Here is a 21,422-nt window from a genome sequence, read left to right as displayed (position 1 = left end):
AGGTTGTCTAAAACTAACTGCTAATGAACTGGGTTGCGTTTAAGAATTTAGCTGAATGTAGCAGGATTTTGACTTTATACCGCTGCGCCGCGGGCCAGGGTTTGCGGCCACGACATTTGATGGGATGAGCTTAACCTTACCTCGGGTGACTTATTTCCCCGGTTCCCTGCAAGATATTTTTGTTCCAGATCAGGTTCCAGAACGACGCTTGGTATTTCCTGTTCACCTCCCAAAAACCATTGGCCCTGTAGCGGCGCGAGGAGGATGGTTGCAGCAGGCTGTTGCAATAGGCCACTTTCCCAAAACGGCAGAGCTTCCCGCCCAGGTCTACATCGTCTCCGTAAAAAGTGAGCGATGTATTGTAACCGCCCGCCCGCTCCAGTATCTCTGCGCGGATGAATGCATTGCCACCGATGAGTATGGCTGCGCGGCCCGTTAATTGTGCAAGCCCGCTGGCAAGCGGGTACAACAACCGTTGCGAGAACAAGCTCCAGGTACGCATCGCTCCCGGCCCGTCGAAATAATCGTATGGGCCGGTAACGGCAACGCGTTTGCCCCTGCACAACTGCGTTACGCCTTTGCGCAGCCAATCGCACGGCGGAATGCAATCGGCATCCAGCTGCGCGATCACCGACCCGGTGGCCGATCGCCTTGCGCACTCGCGCGCAAAGTTGGTGCCCTGCCGTTCTTCCCGCACAAGTACCACGCGAAGCATCTTAACCGTAAGCATCTCCATGAATCGGGTAACTACCTGCGGAGTACGGTCTGTTGAATGGTTGTCGCATACGATGATCTCAAAATCTGGATAATCCTGCACGAGCAAAGCATCCAGTACGCGCTCAATGTATTTTTCTTCGTTGAAAGCAGGAATGATCACCGAAACTTTTGGCAGTGTTTGCATTTTCATACGGTACCGTTTTCATCATAAAATAAATCCATGCAGGTAACGCCAGTATGAAGCATGCGTTATCATACTATTAATCTCTGGGGGGACGACAGGTAAAGGGAGGTAACGTTTATTTAATCGTGTATTCATCAACCGTTCACATTGCGGTGGTTCCTTTGTAAAACCCATTTACATGAAACCTATCTTCGTGTTGTTCTTTGTATTGCTTTCTTTGATGTCTGCTTCGCAACCATCAACGCCCCCCGCGCGAAATATTTTTATCATCACGCTCGATGGTTTCCGCTGGCAGGAAGTGTTCAGGGGTGCTGACCCGGAGCTGATCAGGAACACCAATTATGTAAAGGATACGGCGTTGATCTGCCGGCAATACTGGGACGATGACCCCATCATCCGCAGGAACAAACTGCTTCCTTTTTTCTGGAGCGTGATCGCCGGAAACGGACAGCTATCGGGCAACCGCGATTTTGAGAACGATGTGAATGTTGCCAATCTCTACAAAATATCCTATCCCGGTTACAACGAAATATTTACGGGCTACGCAGACAAAAGATTCATCCCTAACCTTGCCGTACGCAATGCCAACATCAACATATTAGAATACCTCAATGCAAAAAATGAATACCATGGAAAAGTGGCCGCATTCAGTTCCTGGAACGTTCTTCCTTTCATATTAAACGAAGAAGCCGGCGATGTTCCGGTAAACAGCGGTTACGAAATGCTGGAGGAAGGTGGCGATACTTTGAATGTAATGATCAATGAAGTGCAGAAGAACATCGTACGCAAATCAAATACAAGACACGACCAGCTCACTTTTACCAGTGCAAAGAATTACATTGAACAACATCATCCGCGTGTTTTGTTTTTGGGATTTGGCGAAACAGACGAGTTTGCACACAAAGGCGCGTACGACCGTTACCTGCAGAAAGCACACCAGGCAGACGAGATGATCGCCGAGCTCTGGTATCTCGTGCAAACAGATCCCTTTTACAAAGACAATACGACGCTGATCATTACAACGGACCATGGCCGCGGACAGAAAACAAGTTCCTGGAACAAGCATGGTTTCTGGGTAAAGGGTTCCGGGCAAACATGGATGGCGATGATCGGTGCGGGTATAAAGCCGGTGGGAGAGTTGCGGTACAAAGACCAGACCTATCAAAAACAGATCGCGGCAACGGTATCGGGTTTGCTGGGAGAGAAGTTTACGACAAACCATCCGGTTGGCAACCCGATCTCCCTTTCTAAATAAAACAGATGACAGCGATCCTAGCGCAATACATTCTTACCTACGGCTACCTTGCCATTTTCTGTATGATCTTACTGCAGGAATGCGGTGTGCCCGGTTTGCCGAACGAACTGGTGCTGTTTTATTTCGGGTACATCAGTCACCAATACGGGCTCTCGTTTTTACTGGTAACTGCGTTGGTGATCGTTGCAGATATTACCGGTTCTTTTACCCTGTATCTTTTGTTCTTTCACGGCACCAACTGGCTGACACGCCTCAGGCCCACGAAACTTCGTTTGCCGGTGAAGAAAATAGAGCGGCTCAAACACAAGCTGCTTCGCGGCAACGGAAGAAACCTGTTGATCGGGAAACTCACACCGTTCATACGCGGTTATGTTCCTGTTGCCGCAGGCATGTTACAGGTTCATCCCCTGCGCTATGGACGCGCCGTTTTGCCGGCTGCAATAGTTTGGAGCGGTGGATGGGTTAGTGTGGGATGGATAGTCTTCAATTAGTAATTAGTAATTAGAATTAATAATTTTGCTGGCATTCTTTTTTCTGTTCTTCGATAAAAGTTGCCATGAACCATAGTCCGAATCCACAAAATCCTGAAGTAACACCGGGGCCGAACAAGCCGGAAGTTCCTTCACCTGCGCCCAATCTTCCGGAAACGCCGCCGCCTGCCACACATCCTGAACCTCCTACGCAACCGGAGCCTGGTGCCCCGGAAGTGAGGTAATGAAGCGTGCAAAGTGTACAATGTTGAAAGCCGTGAGGCTTATGTTTTAACGAACGTACGGGCAACAAAAACTTAACACGGGATTGCGCCATACTTTGATAACTTTAAGATCAACCAATCCCTTCAACCATGGGTGTACGCGAGATCTTGTTATTGGTGGTCATATCGCTCGGCGCGATCGGGCTGATCGTTTTCCTGGTGAACAGGAACCGGAAAGACATCAAGGTGCTAAACCCGGATTCAGAAGATAGTACCGTAGAAGTGCACACAGACCAGGAAAGGCGGAGAGATTTCATGCAACTGTGACAATGCTTCATATTTTGATAACGCAACGCGTATGTATTGATGTGAAGGCTGCGATACCTTCACGCCGTCATAGGCAAGCAACTTCTAAGCAATTACCGCGCTTTGTTTCTACATCGCGCGGTTTTTTTTGTCAGGTGAACGATCAACGATAATTATTCCTGTTGATCGGCGTCATGCCTCACCATATAAACGTCCCAACGCTGCCGGCTGGCAGCGAGCTGAGTGTCCATTTGCCGTTGTGGCGGATGTTGAACAGTTCTCCGCTGGCGCCGTCGTTCTCTACGATCAGTACTTTGGCACCTGACGGAGTTTTGAAGGCAACGGTGTTCAGGTTACCGGTGATCGTGCTCGAAATACGCACCGAGCCTGCCGGCACAAATTTGGACGCGTGTGCGATGATATAGTAGGCCACGTTCCTTGTATAGTTACTGCTGTTGTCCACGGTGATCGCTCCTTTACACGCATCACAGCCACCTGTTGTGTGCGGGCCGAACGCTGAATTGTTGGCGAGGTTCCACTCGAGGGCCACGCGGCTCCAGTTGCGCATCGATCCGATCACCACGTTTTTCAAATGCCATTTCAGGTCACCGCTGAAACTGCCGGTGGCCGATGTCCACTGCTCCGTAAAATACAATGCCTTGTCGGGATGCGCGGCCTGTACGGTAGACAATGCGCTGATATCACCACCATACAAATGAAAGGCGGAGCCATTGATGAATGCTTTTGCAGCCGCATCGTTCAAAACAGAAATAGGATAATCGGGTTTGTCTGCATTGTGATCGTAAATGATGATCTTGGTGCTGATGTTGCTGTTCTTGAATGCCGGCCCCAGGTGGTTCTTGATAAAGTCTGCCTGTTGTGCGGCTGTCATCACCATGCTCGGGTTGTTGCCGCCATGAAGCGGTTCGTTTTGCGGGGTGATCGCGTCTATGGTGATGCCCTGCGCTTTCATCTGCTGCACGTACTTCACAAAATATTGGGCATACACAGAATAGTATTGCGGCTGAAGGCTTCCTCCCATAAATGAATTATTGTCTTTCATCCACAGTGGCGCCGACCATGGGCTTCCAAGTATTTTGATGTTTGGATTGATCGCAAGGATCTCTTTGAGCAGGTTTACCACGGCCATGTCTTTCGCAAGACTGAAGTTCGCGAGCGGCAGATCTGTTTGTCCCGCAGGAAGGTCGTCGTATGTAAACGGCGATGCATTCAGGTCAGACGCGCCGATGCTCACGCGCAGGTAACTGATGCCGATGGATGTGGCGCTGTTGCCAAACAGTTCCTGCAGCAGTTCCGTTTTTTTTGAAGCGCTCAATGTATTGATCACTTCGGCGCTTCCGCCGGTAAGTGTGTAGCCGAACCCGTCAACCGACTGGAACGCTGCATTCTCATCCACATCAATGTAAGGCGCGGTGTTCACCGGTGAGTTGAAGGCTATGTTGCCGGTTTGCTTTCGCAGTTTAACGGTGTCGTCGCCTTTGGTTAACCAGAAATCCATTTCATTGGGCAGGTTAACCGGTGGCTGAACGGGAGGGGGGGGCGTGGGTGTTACGGTTTGGCCTTTGCAGCAGATCAAAAGTATGGCAGCAAGCGAAAGCAGGTTCAGTATGCGTTTGCTGTAGGGTATCGGGTTGAATATGTTCTTCATCATAATAATTGTTAACAGCCAAGATCGTACCATTATTTTTCTTTGGTGTATACGCGCACATAATCCACCTCCATGGTGCCGGGAAACACCGAGGTGTCCACACCGTATTTTCCCCCCAGGTTACCGCCTACGGCGATGTTGAGCACGAGGAAGAACGGATCGTCGAAGGGCCATTCTTTTTTTGTTTTGTGTTCGTTCACTATGTGGTTGTACAAGGTACTGTCTTTGTAAAAATCCATGTACTCCGGTGTCCATTCTATCCAGTAATTATGGAATGCTGTGTAAGGATCCGCGATAAAAGTTTTTTTTGTTTTCTGCGTGCCCTTTACATGGTTGTAGGCATCGGTGTGGATGGTTGCGAGCACGGAATCTTTTTCATAACCCACATGTTCCATGATGTCGATCTCTCCGCTCATTGGCCAGCCCACTGCCGCTATATTGCTGCCCAGCATCCAGATAGCGGGCCAGAGGCCGCGCCCCGGCGGGAGCTTTGCGCGTATTTCAATTCGCCCATACGTAAAATCCTTTTTGCCCCTCGTAACCAGCCGGGCAGAAGTGTATTCCCGGTTTTCCATTTTCTGTTTGATGGCGCTCAGTTTCAGCGTGCCATTGCTCACCTGCACATTCAATGGAGAGGCGCTGGTGTAATATTGAAGCTCGTTGTTGCCCCATCCATTCCCACCGGTCTCATAACTCCATTTGGTTGAGTCGGGAAGGCCGGTATAATTGAATTCTTCGCTCCAGCTCAGTTTCCATGCGCTGTCGGTTTTCCTGGTGTCGTTGGCATGATCTGAATTGGATGCATTACATCTTGTAAAACAAACAACGATCAGCATTAGGCAAACAAAACGCATAAGTATTAATTAGGAATTAGAAATTAGGAATTAGGAATTTTGCGTTAAGAATTAAGAATTAAGAATTAGGAAGGGTAATCATCCAATCAATCAATCAATCAATTCCTAATTCCTAATTACTAATTCCTAATTATTGAAATACTCTTACATAGTCCACAAACATCCGCTGCGGAAACATTGTTCCGGCATCGGGGTCGCCGGGCCAGTTGCCGCCTACGGCTACGTTGAAGATGAGGAACTGCGGTAGGTTGAAAGGGTAGTTGGCCGCGCCCACATCTGCTTTTGTCATGCTGAAGAACAGCTGGTCGTCTACATAGGTCTTGATCTGGTCCTGCGCCCATACCAGGCTGAACACGTGAAATTTGTCGGAGAAATTACCGGAAGGCAAATTGTATTCCGATCCTTTCGAAGTATTGGTACCGCTGGTGGGTTTCCAGTGCATGGTGCTGTAAACGCGCCCTGGATAGGTGCCGATCAGTTCCATGATATCGATCTCCCCGCATGCCGGCCACGAAACGGTATTGATGTTTGTGCCCAGCATCCACAATGCGGGCCAGATGCCTTTGCCTACGGGCAGTTTGGCGCGTATGTCTATCCTTCCGAACGTAAATGATTTTTTGTTCTGCGTGGTCATGCGCGCAGATGAATAGTTGAAACCGCTGATCGGTTCCTTGCGTGCTTCGATGATGAGGTTGCCGTTGGATTGAAACACGTTCTTTTTATCGGCGGTATAAAATTCTTTTTCATTGTTGCCCCATCCGCCGCTGCCATTGCCTGTTTCGAAGTTCCATGCATTCCCATCCACATTGGCGCCGCTGAACTCATCGTTCCATACCAGCGTGTAGCCGGGATAGGTATTAGGGGTTGCGTAACCGGTGTTGTCTGTTGAAAGGCTCGTTCCGTTCTCCGTAATGATGGTTCCTTTGGCAGAAGAGCCGCCGAGCTGGCCGCCTTTGGCGTTAATGAGTTGTACCGTGAAGGTCAGGTTTTCCTGGCGGGTGTCGTTTGCATCCGCTTTGATCTGTACGTCTATCGAACCAATGGCCGAATTGGCCGGGATGGTTACGGTTCCGCTTGCGGCCGTAAAATCTTTTCCTGAAACGGCTGTGCCGTCGATTAATGTGTAATCAAAGGAAACCGGGACGGTTGTTGTTTTATCGAGCGATACATTGAAGTGCATCACACCCGCAGAAGTGGTGCGCGCCTGCGATGCGTCGTCCACTTTGATCACGGGAACAACAGGGGTAGGGGATGTTCCGCCGCTGTCTTTCTTCCCGCAGGAAAAAAACAACACACACAACAACACCGGGATGGTATAAAAGGAAGATGTTTTCAGCATATCAGAACATTTGGATTTTGTTGAACACGCGTAAGCAGCAGGCCTGGAAAACGAAATGGAAGTTTTGAAGACAGGGCCTTTGTAAACAAATGCCCCTGCGGATCCGTATGTAAAATCCAGATCCAATGAAACAAAGCACAGGGCAAAATTGCCCCGTGCCTGTTGGAATTACACTACTTGCCTAATGAACCCAGGTGTTCTATCGGTTAGATAGCTTTCAATTTTAAGTACCATGCATTTCCCGTTTCAGTTCCCTGAACGCGGAGGTACATGGTGGTTGCGGTGATGGAGAGGATCTCATACTCTTTCAGCTGCGCACCGTAGCCGATGTAGGTGTTGTTGCCACCCAGTACCATCGCTACTTTTGTTGACGCCGATGAAGGAACTGCCGTGCCCGATGCCACGAACGCAAAAGAAGAAGTTCCACCCGCGTACGGATAACATCCTTCTGCACCCGATGCCGGTATGCCTGGCAGGCCGCCAGCCAATCCACCTGTTTTGGTAAATGCGCCATCAGGACTTGCCACCGTTAACGAATAGGCTCCTGTGGTCGTATTTTTTGCAAACGTGAATCTTGCAGTGTAGAAGCAATTGCAGCAACCTGCTTTTTCGTTTGGTGTTGCAGCGTACCATTCAGGTGTTGAAGAACCTGTCCATGGCCCAACGCCAAAGTGGCCGTTCGCATCTTTGTCAACCGCCCATGTTTTTGAATTGGTTGCACCAACGAGGTTTGTAACCAATGCTGCAGGCGGATTGTAAATCGTAAGCACGGTAACATCTTTTGTAACAGTGGTTGCCGCACCGCCGGTTCCATATGCTACCACGGTAACGCGGTAGGTGTTGGTTCCCGTGGTTGTATATTTTTTGGTGGCTTTGCCGGTAGGAAGCAGGTCGAGCACGATGCCATCGCTTGCATCGTAGTCGATCTTGTAGGCAAGCACGCCCGTGCCGCTGAGTGTAAACGCTACATCTCCCGAGCCATCGCCATTGGGATGCGTACCGTCAACCCCTGCAACTGCTGCAGTAATGGTTACGTTGGTAGGCGCGGCGATGGGGCCGAGGCTGTAATCAGATTTTTTCTCACAACCACCCAACACTGCCGCGAATGCGAGTATGGTTGCGGATGATTTTATAAAACGTGTCATAAAGTAGTGGTTTAATTGGTTTGTCTGAAATTGTCAACATAGATAACAGCACCTGCGCCATCAACGCTGTCGTTGAAACGGAGTACGAGCTGGTTGAATTTTGCCGTAGCCGGAACTGCGGCCACTGTTCCGAAATCAAATACCAGTTCTTCCCATGCCCCCGAAGTGGTGAAAGCCGTTTTCAGCACCGCAATACCGTTTGCAATGGTTCCTGACTCGAGTTCCACGTTCAATGCCTTACCGATCAGCGCCGGGTTTGGATTGTAGGCGAGCACCCTGATCTTTTTGCCATTTGCCATGTCGATGGCGGTGTTCAGCGGACTGTACGTTCCGCTCCATCCTTCAAACCCGCGTGTGAACATACCTACGTTATCGCTGGTGTTGAGACCCGATTTGTTGGGATTGGCAACTTTTGCAAAAAGCTGTCCGCCGCCAAACGTGCCAAAGAAATAGTCGACACTCGCAGATTCGAAAGTGATCGGCAAACCAAAATTATCCATGATGGTTACCGCTGTTGTTTTTTCAGTCTTAGCGGCACCGCCACTGTTGGCCACAACTTTTACGTTCTGCGGGCCGGCTGCTGCGTAAGTGTGCGCCACTTCTGCATTGCTTGCGAGTGGTGTTCCCACTTCGTTTGCCACATCGCCCCAGAATACGGTGTAGTTTGCTGCGTACAAAGCAGACGCTTTGATCTTCAGTTCACGTCCTGCAACAGTTGGTGTTACTACCAGGTTTTCAGGTGCGCGGTAGGTAACTACCAATGGATAAGTGTTCGTAGTAACTGTACCATTCATGGCTTTGGCCGCGATGGTTACGGTATAGTTTCCTTCGGGATAGGCATGTGATGCGAAGTTGCCCGGTGTTACCGTTGCAGATGCGCTTGTTCCGGTACCATGCCCGAAAGTAACCGTGTACGATACAGCGCCCTCACCGGTTGGCGTAATTTTTACGTTGCCCGAATTGTCGTTGCTGATATCGAAAACTTTATTGTTGTTCGCTGTGGTGGCAGAGTTTAGAAAAGAGGTATCCTGGCTGATGCCGTCCTTCTTGGTACAACTTTGTGCAGCCAGCAAAACAACGAGGCTGAATGCTATGGTTATTTTCTTCATAATGCTCGTTTGTTATTTTTGATAATTAGGATTCTGGGTCAGTTTGGTACCGATCAGTTCTCTTGCAGGGATCGGGAGGATCTCGTTCTTGCCCGCCACGAAGCCCCTGCCGCCCAGTTTGGCTGCCGCATCGCCCCAACGTACGAGGTCGAAGAAACGGTGTCCCTCACCGGCCAGTTCTAACCTGCGTTCTGCCTTGATGGCTGCAAGTGAAACGGGAACGGGTGTAAGTCCTACACGCGCACGCACCGCATCAAGCAAAGCCTGTGCACGAGTGCCTGTTGCACCGAGTGCCTCTGCTTCCAAAAGATAAGTATCTGCCAAACGGATGATGTAGTCGTTCTGCTGGAAGTTCAGCTCAAGCGTTCCGCCGCCAGTGCGCTGGTCTGATCGCAGCGGCAGGAATTTCTTGATGAAGTAGCCTGTGTTCATGTATCCATCGATATAGGTTGCCATACCTGCCGCCACATATGCTTTCGCATCGAATACGGTAGAAGGGAACCTTGGATCGGCCTTGATCGCATCATAAAAATCCTGTGTCCATGTATTGAAGCTCCAGCCCGCGCGGTAGATATCCGGGCCGTTGTAAGTGGCCGTAGGCGCAAAGCTTCTCGGACCTACCATCTGGTTCACAGAGTTGCCTTCATCCGCGCTGCTTCCCCAGAAACCCCAGTCTGCATTGGATTGGTTGGTATGAACGCACTCCAGGATCGATTCGCTGTTAAACTTGTTGGTAAACACCCACAGGTCTGCAAAGTTTGCAAGCAGCTTGTTGCCGTATTGGTTTGGCTGGCCCGGTGTAGGGCCATTTACCAGCGCCAGTTGCGTTGCGGCCTGCGCCGCTTTGCCATCGTACAGGTACACTTTGCCAAGCATTGCCTGCCCCGCGGCTTTTGTTAACCTGCCTGCTTCTGTTGCAAGTACAACCGTGTTCGGGAGATCAGGAATGGCTTCTGAAAGGTCTTTTTCGATCTGTGTATACACCGCAGTTGGAGCGGCCTGTGTAACATTGTAGATGTCGTTCGCGCTTACCGGTTCGAGCAGGAGAGGGATGTTTTTGAACATTCTCACGAGGTTGAAATAGTAGATCGCGCGAAGCGCTTTTGCTTCTGCCGTAAAACGGGCTTTTTCAGCCGCGTTCATGTTTACCGCGCCGATTTTCGAGAGCAATACATTCGCCCTGAAAATACCCTGGTAATGGTCGTTCCAGTAACTGCCCGGAACAAGGTTGGGGTTGATGGTAAAGTTTGCAAAGCTCTGTATGCCCGCACCATCAGAGGAGTTACCGCCTCCCGAATAGTTATCGTCTGAAGCCGCGTTGAAGAACGTGATCATGTTCTCAAAGCCACCCGCATTCTTGCGCAATACATCATACACACCCACCAGGCCCGTATATGCCTGGTCGCGGTTGGAATAGTAGTTCTCTGAAAGGAACTGGCCTTGCGGCGTAATGGTGATAAAATCTTTTTTACACGCCGTCATCAACGTTACCGTTGAAACAAGCAGCGTAAACTTCATTTTTATATTTTTCATATCGAAATGTTTTTTAGGATTAGAATTGAAGTTGGAGTCCGCCAAGAATTGCGCGCGCCTGTGGATACTGGCCTCTGTCTACGCCAAATACACCACCGCCTACTTCAGGGTCATAACCCGTGTATTTGGTTAATGTGAACAGGTTCTCTGCAGTTACGTAAAAACGTACTTTCGAGATGCCCGTCTTATTAAGCAATTTTGCCGGCAGCGTATACCCGAGCTGGAACACTTTCAAACGCAGGTAATCGCCATCTTCAAGATAGAAGTCCGACATCCACGCGAAATTGTTGTTCGGGTCATTGCTCACCAGTCTTGGGTAATCGTTCGAAGTACCCGGACCTGTCCAGCGGCTCAACGCTTTGGTTGTAAAGTTTGAATTGGCAATATCCAGCCTGCGTAATCCCTGGAAGATCTTGTTTCCGCCCGCACCCTGGAAGAATGCAGTCATATCAAATCCTTTGTACTCGAGGTTTACGGTAAATCCAAATGTGTATTTGGGCAGGTTTGATCCGAGGAAGGTTTTGTCCTTGTCATCGTTCGTGATCACGCCATCTCCATTGATATCGGCCCACATAAAGTCACCCGGACGTGCATTGGGCTGAATAGGCGTTCCTGCTTTGTTCTTGTAGTTGTCGATATCGGCCTGTGTCTGAAACACACCCAGTCTCTGGAAGCCAAAGAAGCTGTTGTAAGATTCGCCCACTTTGATCCTTGTGATCGTTCCCATCGACTGGAAGCCTGCGCCGCCAACGATAAAGTTGGTATCTGCAGCCACGTAAAGCACTTTGTTCTTGATGAACGTTACGTTACCATTTATGCTGATGTTCAGGTCGCCTGCGCGTTTGCGGTAACCCAGTTCAATCTCCAGCCCTTTGTTTTCCATATCGGCCACGTTTGCCCATGGGCTTGCTGATACACCTACATATCCGGGGATCAGTATCGGGCGGAGGATACCGGTTGTTTTTTTGTTGAACCAGTTTACGGTAAGGTTGAAGTTGTTAAACAACTGCGCATCGAGGCCGATGTCTGTAGTTGCCGTTTTTTCCCAGCGAAGGTCTTTGTTATCGAGTGTAAGCGGCGAGTAACCGGTAGTAACCGTTCCGCCGTTACCGATAGAGTAGTTGTAACCGCCTACTACGGTAGACAGGTACCTGAAATCGTCGGAAGCATCGTTACCCGATGTACCGTATCCGCCTCTCAGTTTCAGCTGGCTTACTACTTTGTTTACCGGGAAGAATTTTTCCTTGTCTACGTTCCATCCCGCAGAAACGGAAGGGAATACAGAGTATTTCTTATTAGGTCCGAAACGCGTAGAACCATCCTGGCGAATGATACCGGTCAAGAGGTATTTATCCTGGAAAGCATAGTTCAAACGTCCGAACAATGAGCTCACCTTGTGTTGTGTCATATCACTTGCATACCCTTGCTTATTGGCCAAAGGCAGGTCGAAGTTGAACGATGCATCTTTATAGCTTGTGATAGGCAGGTTGAGATAGGTCATACCAGTGCTTGCGCCAATGTTCTCAACATAAGCGCCTTGCCCTGCAAGAACCGTAACGTCATGATCACCAAATTTCCTGTTGTAAGTGATCGTGTTTTCCACGTTCCAGTTGAATGTCCTGTTCTCGCCCCTGTTGTAGCTGTTCTGTGCCTGCTGCACGGTTGGGCTCAGGAAGAATACAGGTGTGAAACCTACGTTACCCCAGTATGCTTTCTTTACACCCACACTTGTGCGGATCTTCAGGCCTTTAACAGGCGCTACTTCGAGGTAGGCATTTCCTACGAAATCATCAGACCAGTTGTAACCACCCAGTCTTGTTTGTATGTAGGCAACCGGGTTTGTCATCTCTTGTCCAACAGCCAGAGAAATACCATAAGGATTGCCGTTGGCATCCCTGATGGCGCTCGGGTTGTTGGCATAGAGTGGGGTAGCGGCAACAGAAGGATCGGTAACTACGATTGGCGTAATCGGATCAAGGTTGATCGCTGAGCTCAACGGCCCGCCGAACTCACTGTTGGTGTTGCCGAGGCCGATGCTTTTCTGGTAAGTGTAACCGATGGTTTGCCCGAAGGTTACGTAATTGCCGATCTTGTGTGTAGACGCAAGACGGATGTTTTTCTTCTCATATTTAGAGATCTCGGTAGAAACGATACCGTTTTGTTTCTGGATACCGGCAGACACATAAAAAGTTGATTTGTCTGTACCGCCACTCAGGCTCACTTCATGCAGGTACCTGGAAGCGTTGTTGTTGAAGATGGCTTTCTGCCAGTCTGTTCCCACACCGAGCGTTGAGATATCGTTGTACACAATACCACCGCCGCCGGCAATCGAACGTTCATTGATCAGCGTTGCATACTGCGTGGCATTGAGCAGCTCAAGCATTCTTGCAGGGGCAGATGTTCCGTAGAAACCATTGTAAGAAACAGAAAGTTTCCCGCTGCGGCCTTTTTTGGTCGTAACAAGGATCACACCTCCTGCGGCACGTGTACCGTAGATAGATGCCGATGCATCTTTCAATACTTCGATAGACTCGATGTCTGATTGGTTGAGGTAACCGATACCACCCGCATCCACCACAACGTTGTCAACCACCCAAAGCGGGTTGTTGTTGTTGAACGTAGTGATACCGCGCACCCTGATGGTGGAAGCCGAACCAGGCTGGCCTGAGTTCTGCATGATGGTAACACCGGATGCACGTCCCTGGAGCGCCTGTTCTATGCGCCCGTTTGGCACATTTTCCAGGTCCTTCGCACGCACACTCGCAACCGAGCCGGTAAGGATAGACTTCTTGGTGGTACCATAACCAACCACCACTACCTCGTCCAGAGCCGAAACAGACTTGGCCAGGGAAACGGATACGTTGTTGTCGGCGCCAAGATTGGTAATGCTCACCTCCCTTGAAACAAACCCAACAGAAGAAATAACCAAAGCTGTGGCAGATGGTGCCACCTGGATTCTGAATTCGCCGCGGTCGTTGGTAGTAGTACCCGCGGTTGCACCTTTAACTGTAACCGAAGCGCCGGCAACCGGAGCGTTCGAGTCGTCAAGGACCTTTCCTGTAATGGTTCTGTTCTGCGCCATCGCGACGCCAGCCCACAGGAGTAAAAAAGGGATAAGCCCCCCCTTCAGGAGTTTTTTCATACGGCAAGTTTTTGGTTTTAAAAGCAAAAAATGATACAAGCAGGAACAAATTTATAAGAATTTGTTAAAGAACTGTTTGAAAAATATACATCAAAACTACATCAAAAAAATATAACTGTTTGATTATCAATATATTTAAAATACATCAACACTACATCATATTGGTAATTATATTTATGGTATGAAAAAGATGTTACCGTCCATAGTTTTCGTGATTTTCGCATCGACCGGGTATTCTCAAAATACCATCGGTTTACCCCAGATCCTCAATTTCAACAATTCCATCTTCCAGGGCGGGGCACAGACCTGGGACATAAGGCAGGACGAGAAAGGCCGTATGTATTTTGCCAACAACGAGGGACTGCTTGTGTACGATGGCAATTACTGGAAGTTGTATCCCCAGCCCAACAAGACCATTTTGCGGTCGCTGGCGCTGAAAGATGAAAAGATCTTTGCCGGCGGGCAGGACGAGATCGGTTTTTATGCGCCCGATGGGCACGGGATCCTGCAGTATACATCACTCAAACCACTTATCCCGAAGCAGTACAGCAGTTTTACGGACCTGTGGGACATAGAAGTATACAAGCAATCGGTTTTTTTCCGGACCTGGGAGCGGATCTTCGAGTACAAGGACGGGGCGATCAAAACCTACCCGGCCGGCACCGGGTGGGAGATCATGAAAAAGACGGGCGACAAACTCGTGGCGCTCGACAGGAAAAAAGGCCTGTTCCAGTTCCTGAACGGATCCTGGGTGCCAATGGGCCCCGAATCGTCCAGCCCGTTCTCAGAAGTTACGGGCATCGTTGCGCTTGAAAACGACAGCCTGCTGGTGAGCACGCTTGTGGGTGGCCTTTATGTTTACCACAAAGGCGTTGTGCGGAAGAAAACAACAGAGGCGGACGCCAGCTTTGTAAAGAACCATATTTACAGTTTCGAACGGATCAATGCCAACGAATATGTAGTGGGCACCACTTCTGCAGGTTGCGTGGTGATCAATGCACGCGGGCAGGTGGTGCAGCAGATCGCAAGACCGGAGGGGTTGCAGAACAACAACGTACTTTCTGTTTTCCTGGATAAGGACCACAACTTATGGGCAGGGCTCGACAATGGCATCAGTTTCATCGCTTACAATTCCGCGATCAAATACATCAAACCCGGGAAGCCGGATGAATTGTCGGGATATGCTGCGCGCGTTTACGACAACGGTTTGTATGTGGCCACATCGGATGGCGCCTACTACGCACGGTTATCGCAGAATGCAAAGGACCTTAGTTTTTCGAAAGGCGATTTTGTAAAAATAAAGAACAGTGCGGGGCAGGCGTGGCGGTTGGATGAGATCAACCACCAGTTGCTGATGGGGCACCACAACGGTAGTTTCCAGATCCGCAACAATGAAGCTGCGCAACTTACAAAGGAATCGGGTGCATGGCTCTTCCTTCCCACCTCAAACGTTTATCCATCGCAACATGTGCTGGCCGGAACCTATGCGGGGCTCACAATGCTGAAATACGAGGCCAATACCTTTACGAGCCTGGGCGAGATACAGGGCATGCACGAATCGTTGCGTTTCCTGGCGATCGATAACAACAACCATGTATGGGCATCGCATCCCTACCGCGGTGTTTACAGGATATTGCTTGCTGCAGACGGACGATCGTTCAGGTACGAATTGTTCACAGAAAAAGACGGGCTCCCATCCACGCTCCGCAACAACGTGTTCCGTGTAAAGAACCGCGTGGTATTTGCAACGGAGAAAGGCGTGTACGAATTTGATGCCGAAAAAAAACGTTTTATCCAGTCGCCGGTGCTGTATTCGATTTTCGGCAACATCCCGGTGCAGTACCTCAATGAAGATGCGGACGGAAACATCTGGTTCTGTTCGGGCAAAAGGATCGGCGTGGTGGATTTTACAAATGCCGCAAAACCAGCGCTTACTTATTTTCCAGAGTTAACGGGTAAGATCTTATCCGGCTTTGAATATGTGTATCCTTATAACAACGAAAATATTTTTATCGCGTCTACCATTGGCATCATTCACCTCAACTATAAAAAATACATCAAGGGCAATGCAAAACCGGAGATGCTGCTGGCGCAGGTAAGGGCCTCGGGTAAATCCGACAGCCTTGTGTTTGGCGGGTATTTTCAAAGCAACAACAACGCAACGTTGTATGTACCGAACAGCAGCAACGCTTTTCATTTCGAATTCAGTTCGCCCGCTTTTGGACTCAACAGCAATATCGATTACAGTTACCAGTTGGTGGGATACGACCGCGGCTGGTCGGCGCCCACTTCCAAAACGGAAAAGGAATACACCAACCTGGGTGAAGGCAGTTATACGTTCATGGTAAAGGCATACGATAACCTGGGCAACGAATCGGAAACGGTGAGTTATCGTTTTGTGATCAACCCCGCCTGGTACAGAACCGTATGGGCATACCTGTTTTATTTCTTCCTGGTGTTGATGCTGTTTTATTACATCTATAAATCGCAAAAGAAAAAGTTCCAGAAACAGAAATTGCTTTTTGAAGAAGAACAGAAACGTTTGAAATACATTCACCAGCTTGAAGTGGAGAAAAATGAAAAAGAGATCATCCAGCTACAGAATGAAAAACTGGTGAACGAGGTGATCTATAAAAACAAAGAGCTTGCCGATGTAAGCATGCACCTGGTAGAAAGAAGCGACGCACTCATCAAAGTAAAAGACGAGCTCCAGCGCCTGCACAAAAAAACAGGTGGCAACCACGATGTGAAGCGCGCGATCGAGCTGGTGAACGAGATCGAAAAAAACAATTCCAACTGGGAACAGTTTGCCGCGCATTTCGATGAGATCAACAACGACTTCATCAAGAAACTAAAGCTCAGGTTCCCGAACCTTACCAGTACAGACCTGAAAGTATGCACCTACCTGCAGCTCAAACTCGCCACCAAAGAGATCGCGCAGCTGATGAACATCACGGTACGGGGCGTAGAGATCAGCCGTTACCGGTTGCGGAAGAAGATGAACCTGAAAACAGGGGAGACGCTGAACGATTTCCTGAACGAGATCAACCTCGATGCGGGTTGATGCATGTGGCGCTGTTAGAGCTTGCCGGTTACCTGTTGCCCGGGGAAACAAACTTTTTCACTTCCACTTTCTTCGACCTTACTTTTATTTCGAAGTCCAGGCTGCTCACGCCGCCGGCTTCGATCGTAACCTGCCGGTTGTCGTTGAGCGGCTCTGTTTCCGCAGGTAAACTGGCGCGGTCAATGGTTATGGTATAAGTACCAACAGGGATATAGAATACGTACCGGCCATCCATTCCTGTTTTGGTTTTGTAAACACGATCGCTGCTGTCTGTTGCAGTAACCAGGATACCGGAGCGGTCGTTACCGATATCGTAGCTGAATTCTGTTTTGGTATAAGCGATCGTTCCGCGCAGCGTTCCTGTTCTTTGCAAAGGGATCTCGATACGCGTTTTTTTGTCGAGGCGAATGTTCCGTTCGGGTGCATACCATCCTTTGTTCACCGGCATGGTCAGCCGGTAGTTTTCAACGGGCAGGTTTTTATAAACCACATCTCCATCCGGTGAGCTGATGAATATATCGTTGTTGATGTAAAGCAGGTAACCGGAAGCGGTTGAGTCGCCGGCATCGTAAACGCCGTTCCGGTTGAGGTCTTTGTACACAAAGATCTCGAGCGAATTTGTTTTATCTCCCGCTTTGGGTAATGCAAGTTGCCGGGTTACGCCCATTTCAAGAATGCTGTAGCCATACCCCGCATAGCGGTTGTGGTTGAGCGAAGTGTACACCGACATCTTTTTCGACACATCGTATTCGGCTCTTCCTGCAATAAACCAGCTGCTTCCTGCGTAACCGCTGTTCTGAAAAGCAATGCTCAGCTCCGTTCTCAGCTTGTTGCGAAAGAAATGCTGCTGGATGGAAGGGATCACGTTGAGCATATAGGTAGCGCGGGTCTTGCTCACAAAATTGTTTGCGGCTTCGCCTAAATAAAATGTGCCGAATTGTAAAGTGGTATTCAGGTTGAAGATCCCTTTTTTATAAAGGGCATTCGAGCGAAGGTGTATGCGTTGCGACGGATCGAAACTTGATGAATAAGTACCTGCTTCTGCATTGAACGAAAGGTACTGGTTGGTGCCGATCAGGTAATTCAGGGTTGCATTTACGTTCCACGCATCCAGCGAATGAACCAGGGTGGTGGCGCCAAACTGATAGGCGTCGCTTGTTTCGTGTGTGTGCACAGGGGCGACCGAGAAATTTATCTTGCCAATCTTTCCCGACACACCGATCTCTGCACGCAGCATCCCAAATGAAGGGAGGAAATATTGCGACGCAGAAAGTGTTTTGGGTTGGTAATTGTAATAGTCAACGTTCATCCATAAAGAGGAATTGGGGCGGACCCATGTAATGCGTTCAGAAAAATTAAATGCACCGCGTTGTATGCCGGGATAGTACCCGCTGCTGTAGTAATTGTTGCTGTTGAAGGAAATGTTTCCAACCGATCCACTCGCCGAAGCGCCCAGTGCAACGCCAAATTTTTGAAGGCTGCTGTTGCTGAATTCAGCACTGCGCGATGCGTTTGCGATGAAACCATAACGGATGTTTTTGGGTGTGGTGATGCTGATGTTGTTTCCAAAGATCGCATCGCGCGCGTTCATCGCGGGATTGCTTTGGTACACTGCAAAATTATTGTACTGCCATTGTTTGGCGCTGTGTGTAAAAGTTGCCCAGCCCGCATTACCGGTAGGGAAGAGATAAAAATTATTACCGAGTAAGTTGCTGTTGCCATCGATATAGCCGGCTTCGAAACGGTTGCCATGCGCCGTATCGCTAACAAATGCCGATGCGCCGCGGCCATATAAATTCAGGTCGAGCATCTTGTTGAGGTTGCCTGCACGCACGCCGCTGTTGTTCTTTTGAAAATCAACCCATGTGTTTTGCAGCAATGCAGGCGCATAACCGTTTTTCCACGCGGTAAGATCGAGGTTGTAACCCAGGTGGCCCCCGGCAATATCGGCGTTGCCGCGTCCGCGGAGCATGTAAGATTGTGTCGGTGCAAACATGCTTTGCGAACTGAGCGTTATGGTATTGTCGTTGAAATCATCGCTCCCCTGGATATCCCTGTAGTTGCGGTTGCTGCGCGCGCTCTGTACGCGTATGTAAGCCATCCCGAGCACATCGCTGTTTTCGTAAAGACCGGTGATGGTAACATTGAACCCCTCCGAATTCACCATTTTGCGTGTAACGGGTTTGCTGATGTTGATGAGCGTATCGGCAGAGGGCTGCAATACGATCTGGCGCGTTGCATGAAAGGCCTGATCCTGAACAGCTGCGGGCAGTGAGGCAATGAGTGTGATCTTCTGTACCGTGTTTCCTGCATTGGCAATGCGTACGGGAATGACAAGGGAATCGATCGTATTATCGAGCAGGATGTTTGAAACCATTGAAAACAGGTTTACACGCCGGTTGATGCTTACACGCAGCTGCGTTCTTGTTTCTGCAAGCACGGCCTCATTCTTCCCGAGCAATAAAAATTGGAAGGAATGAAGTTTGCCCGATTGCGCCTTCTTTCCCACAAACACTTTTACAGCAATGAACATGCTGTCGCGCGCAGGGATGGTGAACGGGATCTCGGGTTTTGAAACCAACTCGAAATTGGCAGGAACATTGATCACGGCCCTGGCATCCAACGGAATCGCGGAAGTGTTTTGCACTTTCAGCACCAGGTCAATCAATTCTTCATTCGCCGCAGTAACGCTTGTTTTGTTAACCGAAAATTGGAGCGAGGAATTTTGGGCGTGAACAGACAACTGCGACAATACAAAACACAGCAGCAGCACACAAACATTGCGTACAGTGTTTTTCCTGGATATTGGATATGTGTTTGTCAATTTGTTTTTGCCGGGTGTTTTGCCAGTCCCTTGATTGCATTTAAAATTTTATTGCGGTATCACTACAAACACCACGCTGGTAGTGTAGGTTCCTGCGGCGGCGTTCAGTTTTGTATCGCCGGCCAGGGTGTAATAACGAAGGTTGTATTGTACTGCCTGCTGCGTATAATCATTCATGGGGTTGGTGATGATCACCTGGTCGAGGTTCGACAACTTTCTTGTAAAAACATTGATGCCGCCAGTGGTAGATGTATTTTTTGTTGTCTGGAGATTCACCACCGATACAGGAATGGTGCTGCTTCCCCCTGTAGAGGAGGTGAGGTTGGGCGAACTGGTTTTTACGATCACCTGGTACGGACTGTACCCCGTTATCTTCAAACCATTTGTTTTCGTAACGGATACGCCATTGGTGTAATTCGCAAGCGTATTAAAATTCATCGAGATGTTGTCGGCGCCATTCTGGAACACTGCCGTAAAACTGTTTACAGAAGAATTCACCGCAAAAGACTGTTGAACCGTACTGGTAGAAACAACCTGGTTTGACTGGTTATACAGGGTGAATACAAGTGTACCAGTATAGGTGCCATTGGGAAGCAGCAGGTGGTTTCCGCCCTGGATGATCATATCAAACTTGTGCTCGGTGCCTGTGTTTGCCACGAAACCTGCATTGGATTGATTGATCAGCGTAACATCCGAAGTACTCAAAGGAATGACGGTATTCGTAACACCGATCGATGAAGCAGTTGGCGATCCCGAACTCACCCTGTTGAAGCGCAACGAAAAATATTGCGGGGCAACAGAGCTGGCACCGTTGGTGAAATTGCCGGTGGCCCTCACTTTCAAAGTCCACCCGCTGCAGGTGGCCTGGTTGGGATTGTATTGAATACTGAATGCATCCGTAACCGTTGCGCCGCTCATTTGCTGTGCATACGTTGAGAAAGAATATTGGTTGCTTGTATACGTTCCGATGGTAGCGCCGGTACAACTGCTGGAGTAATTCACAACAAACGACAATGGCACGTCACTCTTTGTGGCCACCGTGATCCCGTTCTTATCAACGAGGCTCAGGGTAACCGTTCCTGTGTACGTGCCCGCACCAAGTGTAAGATGGGCCCCGCCCTGGATCTTCATATCGAAACGGTGTTCAAAAAAATAAGTAGGTGGTGTAACGATTGCTGTACTTGTGCTGATCAATGCTGCATCCGCGGATGTACTCAATGTTTTGAAACCCGTTCCGCTCACGCCCGAAGGGCCGCTTAACGCAGCGGCAAATCCCAGCGAAATGTATTGCGGTGGAATGGATGCGCTTCCGTTTGTAAAATTTCCATTGGCACGTACGCGCAATGTCCAACCCGCTGCATAGGTTACCCCATTTGTAAAACCGCCGTACTGAACGGTAAGATAACCGTTGGCGGTACAGCCTGCATTAACATCAGTGATCGTGTTGAACGTGCAACCGGTGCCATTGTAAGTGGTAAGGGATTGACCGAAGGTTTTGGAAGACGACATGAAAATACCTGCCGCGATCAAAACGATCACCACGAGTTTGTTCCACATGTTGCGTTGTATGTTTCTGAATACATTCAT

General features: G+C 49.2%; 14 protein-coding genes. 4 read left to right on the top strand and 10 right to left on the bottom strand.

The window, feature by feature from the left end:
* Nucleotides 1–136: 136 nt before the first annotated feature.
* Nucleotides 137–907 (bottom strand): glycosyltransferase, encoded by a 771-nt coding sequence (locus GWC95_RS10860; protein ID WP_161818723.1) that lies wholly within the window; start codon nucleotides 905–907, stop codon nucleotides 137–139.
* 172 nt (nucleotides 908–1,079) lie between these two features.
* On the opposite strand from GWC95_RS10860, the gene GWC95_RS10855 reads away from it, so the two are divergent.
* The 3 genes from GWC95_RS10855 to GWC95_RS10845 all read left to right on the top strand — a co-directional run bounded on the left by GWC95_RS10855 (nucleotide 1,080) and on the right by GWC95_RS10845 (nucleotide 3,177).
* Nucleotides 1,080–2,156, top strand: a complete 1,077-nt coding sequence (locus GWC95_RS10855) for an alkaline phosphatase family protein (RefSeq protein ID WP_161818722.1) — start codon at nucleotides 1,080–1,082, stop codon at nucleotides 2,154–2,156.
* Nucleotides 2,157–2,161: 5 nt separating this feature from the next.
* Complete coding sequence (locus GWC95_RS10850) at nucleotides 2,162–2,647, top strand: DedA family protein (RefSeq protein ID WP_161818721.1); 486 nt, start codon at nucleotides 2,162–2,164, stop codon at nucleotides 2,645–2,647.
* A 353-nt stretch (nucleotides 2,648–3,000) separates the two neighbouring features.
* Complete coding sequence (locus tag GWC95_RS10845) at nucleotides 3,001–3,177, top strand: hypothetical protein (protein WP_161818720.1); 177 nt, start codon at nucleotides 3,001–3,003, stop codon at nucleotides 3,175–3,177.
* Nucleotides 3,178–3,355: 178 nt separating this feature from the next.
* Here the strand turns inward: GWC95_RS10845 and GWC95_RS10840 are convergent, their stop codons facing one another.
* From GWC95_RS10840 to GWC95_RS10810, 7 genes are all read right to left on the bottom strand, one after another.
* Entirely contained in the window at nucleotides 3,356–4,828 is a 1,473-nt protein-coding gene (locus GWC95_RS10840) for a glycoside hydrolase family 30 protein (RefSeq protein ID WP_237722127.1), read from the bottom strand.
* 29 nt (nucleotides 4,829–4,857) lie between these two features.
* Nucleotides 4,858–5,679 (bottom strand): glycoside hydrolase family 16 protein, encoded by an 822-nt coding sequence (locus GWC95_RS10835; protein WP_202630264.1) that lies wholly within the window; start codon nucleotides 5,677–5,679, stop codon nucleotides 4,858–4,860.
* 130 nt (nucleotides 5,680–5,809) lie between these two features.
* Nucleotides 5,810–7,018 carry a family 16 glycosylhydrolase gene (locus GWC95_RS10830; RefSeq protein WP_161818719.1) on the bottom strand — a complete coding sequence of 403 codons (1,209 nt, stop codon included), beginning with the start codon at nucleotides 7,016–7,018 and terminating at the stop codon, nucleotides 5,810–5,812.
* A 206-nt stretch (nucleotides 7,019–7,224) separates the two neighbouring features.
* Nucleotides 7,225–8,163 carry a hypothetical protein gene (locus tag GWC95_RS10825; RefSeq protein ID WP_161818718.1) on the bottom strand — a complete coding sequence of 313 codons (939 nt, stop codon included), beginning with the start codon at nucleotides 8,161–8,163 and terminating at the stop codon, nucleotides 7,225–7,227.
* Nucleotides 8,164–8,174: 11 nt separating this feature from the next.
* Entirely contained in the window at nucleotides 8,175–9,272 is a 1,098-nt protein-coding gene (locus GWC95_RS10820) for a PKD domain-containing protein (protein WP_161818717.1), read from the bottom strand.
* A 12-nt stretch (nucleotides 9,273–9,284) separates the two neighbouring features.
* Nucleotides 9,285–10,805, bottom strand: a complete 1,521-nt coding sequence (locus tag GWC95_RS10815) for a RagB/SusD family nutrient uptake outer membrane protein (RefSeq protein ID WP_161818716.1) — start codon at nucleotides 10,803–10,805, stop codon at nucleotides 9,285–9,287.
* Nucleotides 10,806–10,824: 19 nt separating this feature from the next.
* On the bottom strand, nucleotides 10,825–13,947 hold the full coding sequence (locus GWC95_RS10810; protein ID WP_161818715.1) for a SusC/RagA family TonB-linked outer membrane protein: 3,123 nt from the start codon (nucleotides 13,945–13,947) through the stop codon (nucleotides 10,825–10,827).
* Between the two features lie 181 nt (nucleotides 13,948–14,128).
* Between GWC95_RS10810 and GWC95_RS10805 the strand changes: the two genes are divergently transcribed.
* Nucleotides 14,129–17,011, top strand: a complete 2,883-nt coding sequence (locus GWC95_RS10805) for a triple tyrosine motif-containing protein (protein ID WP_161818714.1) — start codon at nucleotides 14,129–14,131, stop codon at nucleotides 17,009–17,011.
* Nucleotides 17,012–17,039: 28 nt separating this feature from the next.
* Here the strand turns inward: GWC95_RS10805 and GWC95_RS10800 are convergent, their stop codons facing one another.
* Both GWC95_RS10800 and GWC95_RS10795 read right to left on the bottom strand, forming a co-directional pair.
* Nucleotides 17,040–19,835: a carboxypeptidase-like regulatory domain-containing protein gene (locus tag GWC95_RS10800; protein WP_161818713.1), complete on the bottom strand. Its 2,796-nt coding sequence runs from the start codon at nucleotides 19,833–19,835 to the stop codon at nucleotides 17,040–17,042.
* 48 nt (nucleotides 19,836–19,883) lie between these two features.
* Nucleotides 19,884–21,422, bottom strand: a complete 1,539-nt coding sequence (locus GWC95_RS10795) for a hypothetical protein (protein ID WP_161818712.1) — start codon at nucleotides 21,420–21,422, stop codon at nucleotides 19,884–19,886.

Source organism: Sediminibacterium roseum (genome assembly GCF_009939005.1).
Taxonomy (GTDB): Bacteria; Bacteroidota; Bacteroidia; order Chitinophagales; family Chitinophagaceae; genus Sediminibacterium; species Sediminibacterium roseum.
The sequence above is the reverse complement of the archived record's forward strand: the minus strand, read 5'-3'. Positions and strand labels throughout refer to the sequence as shown.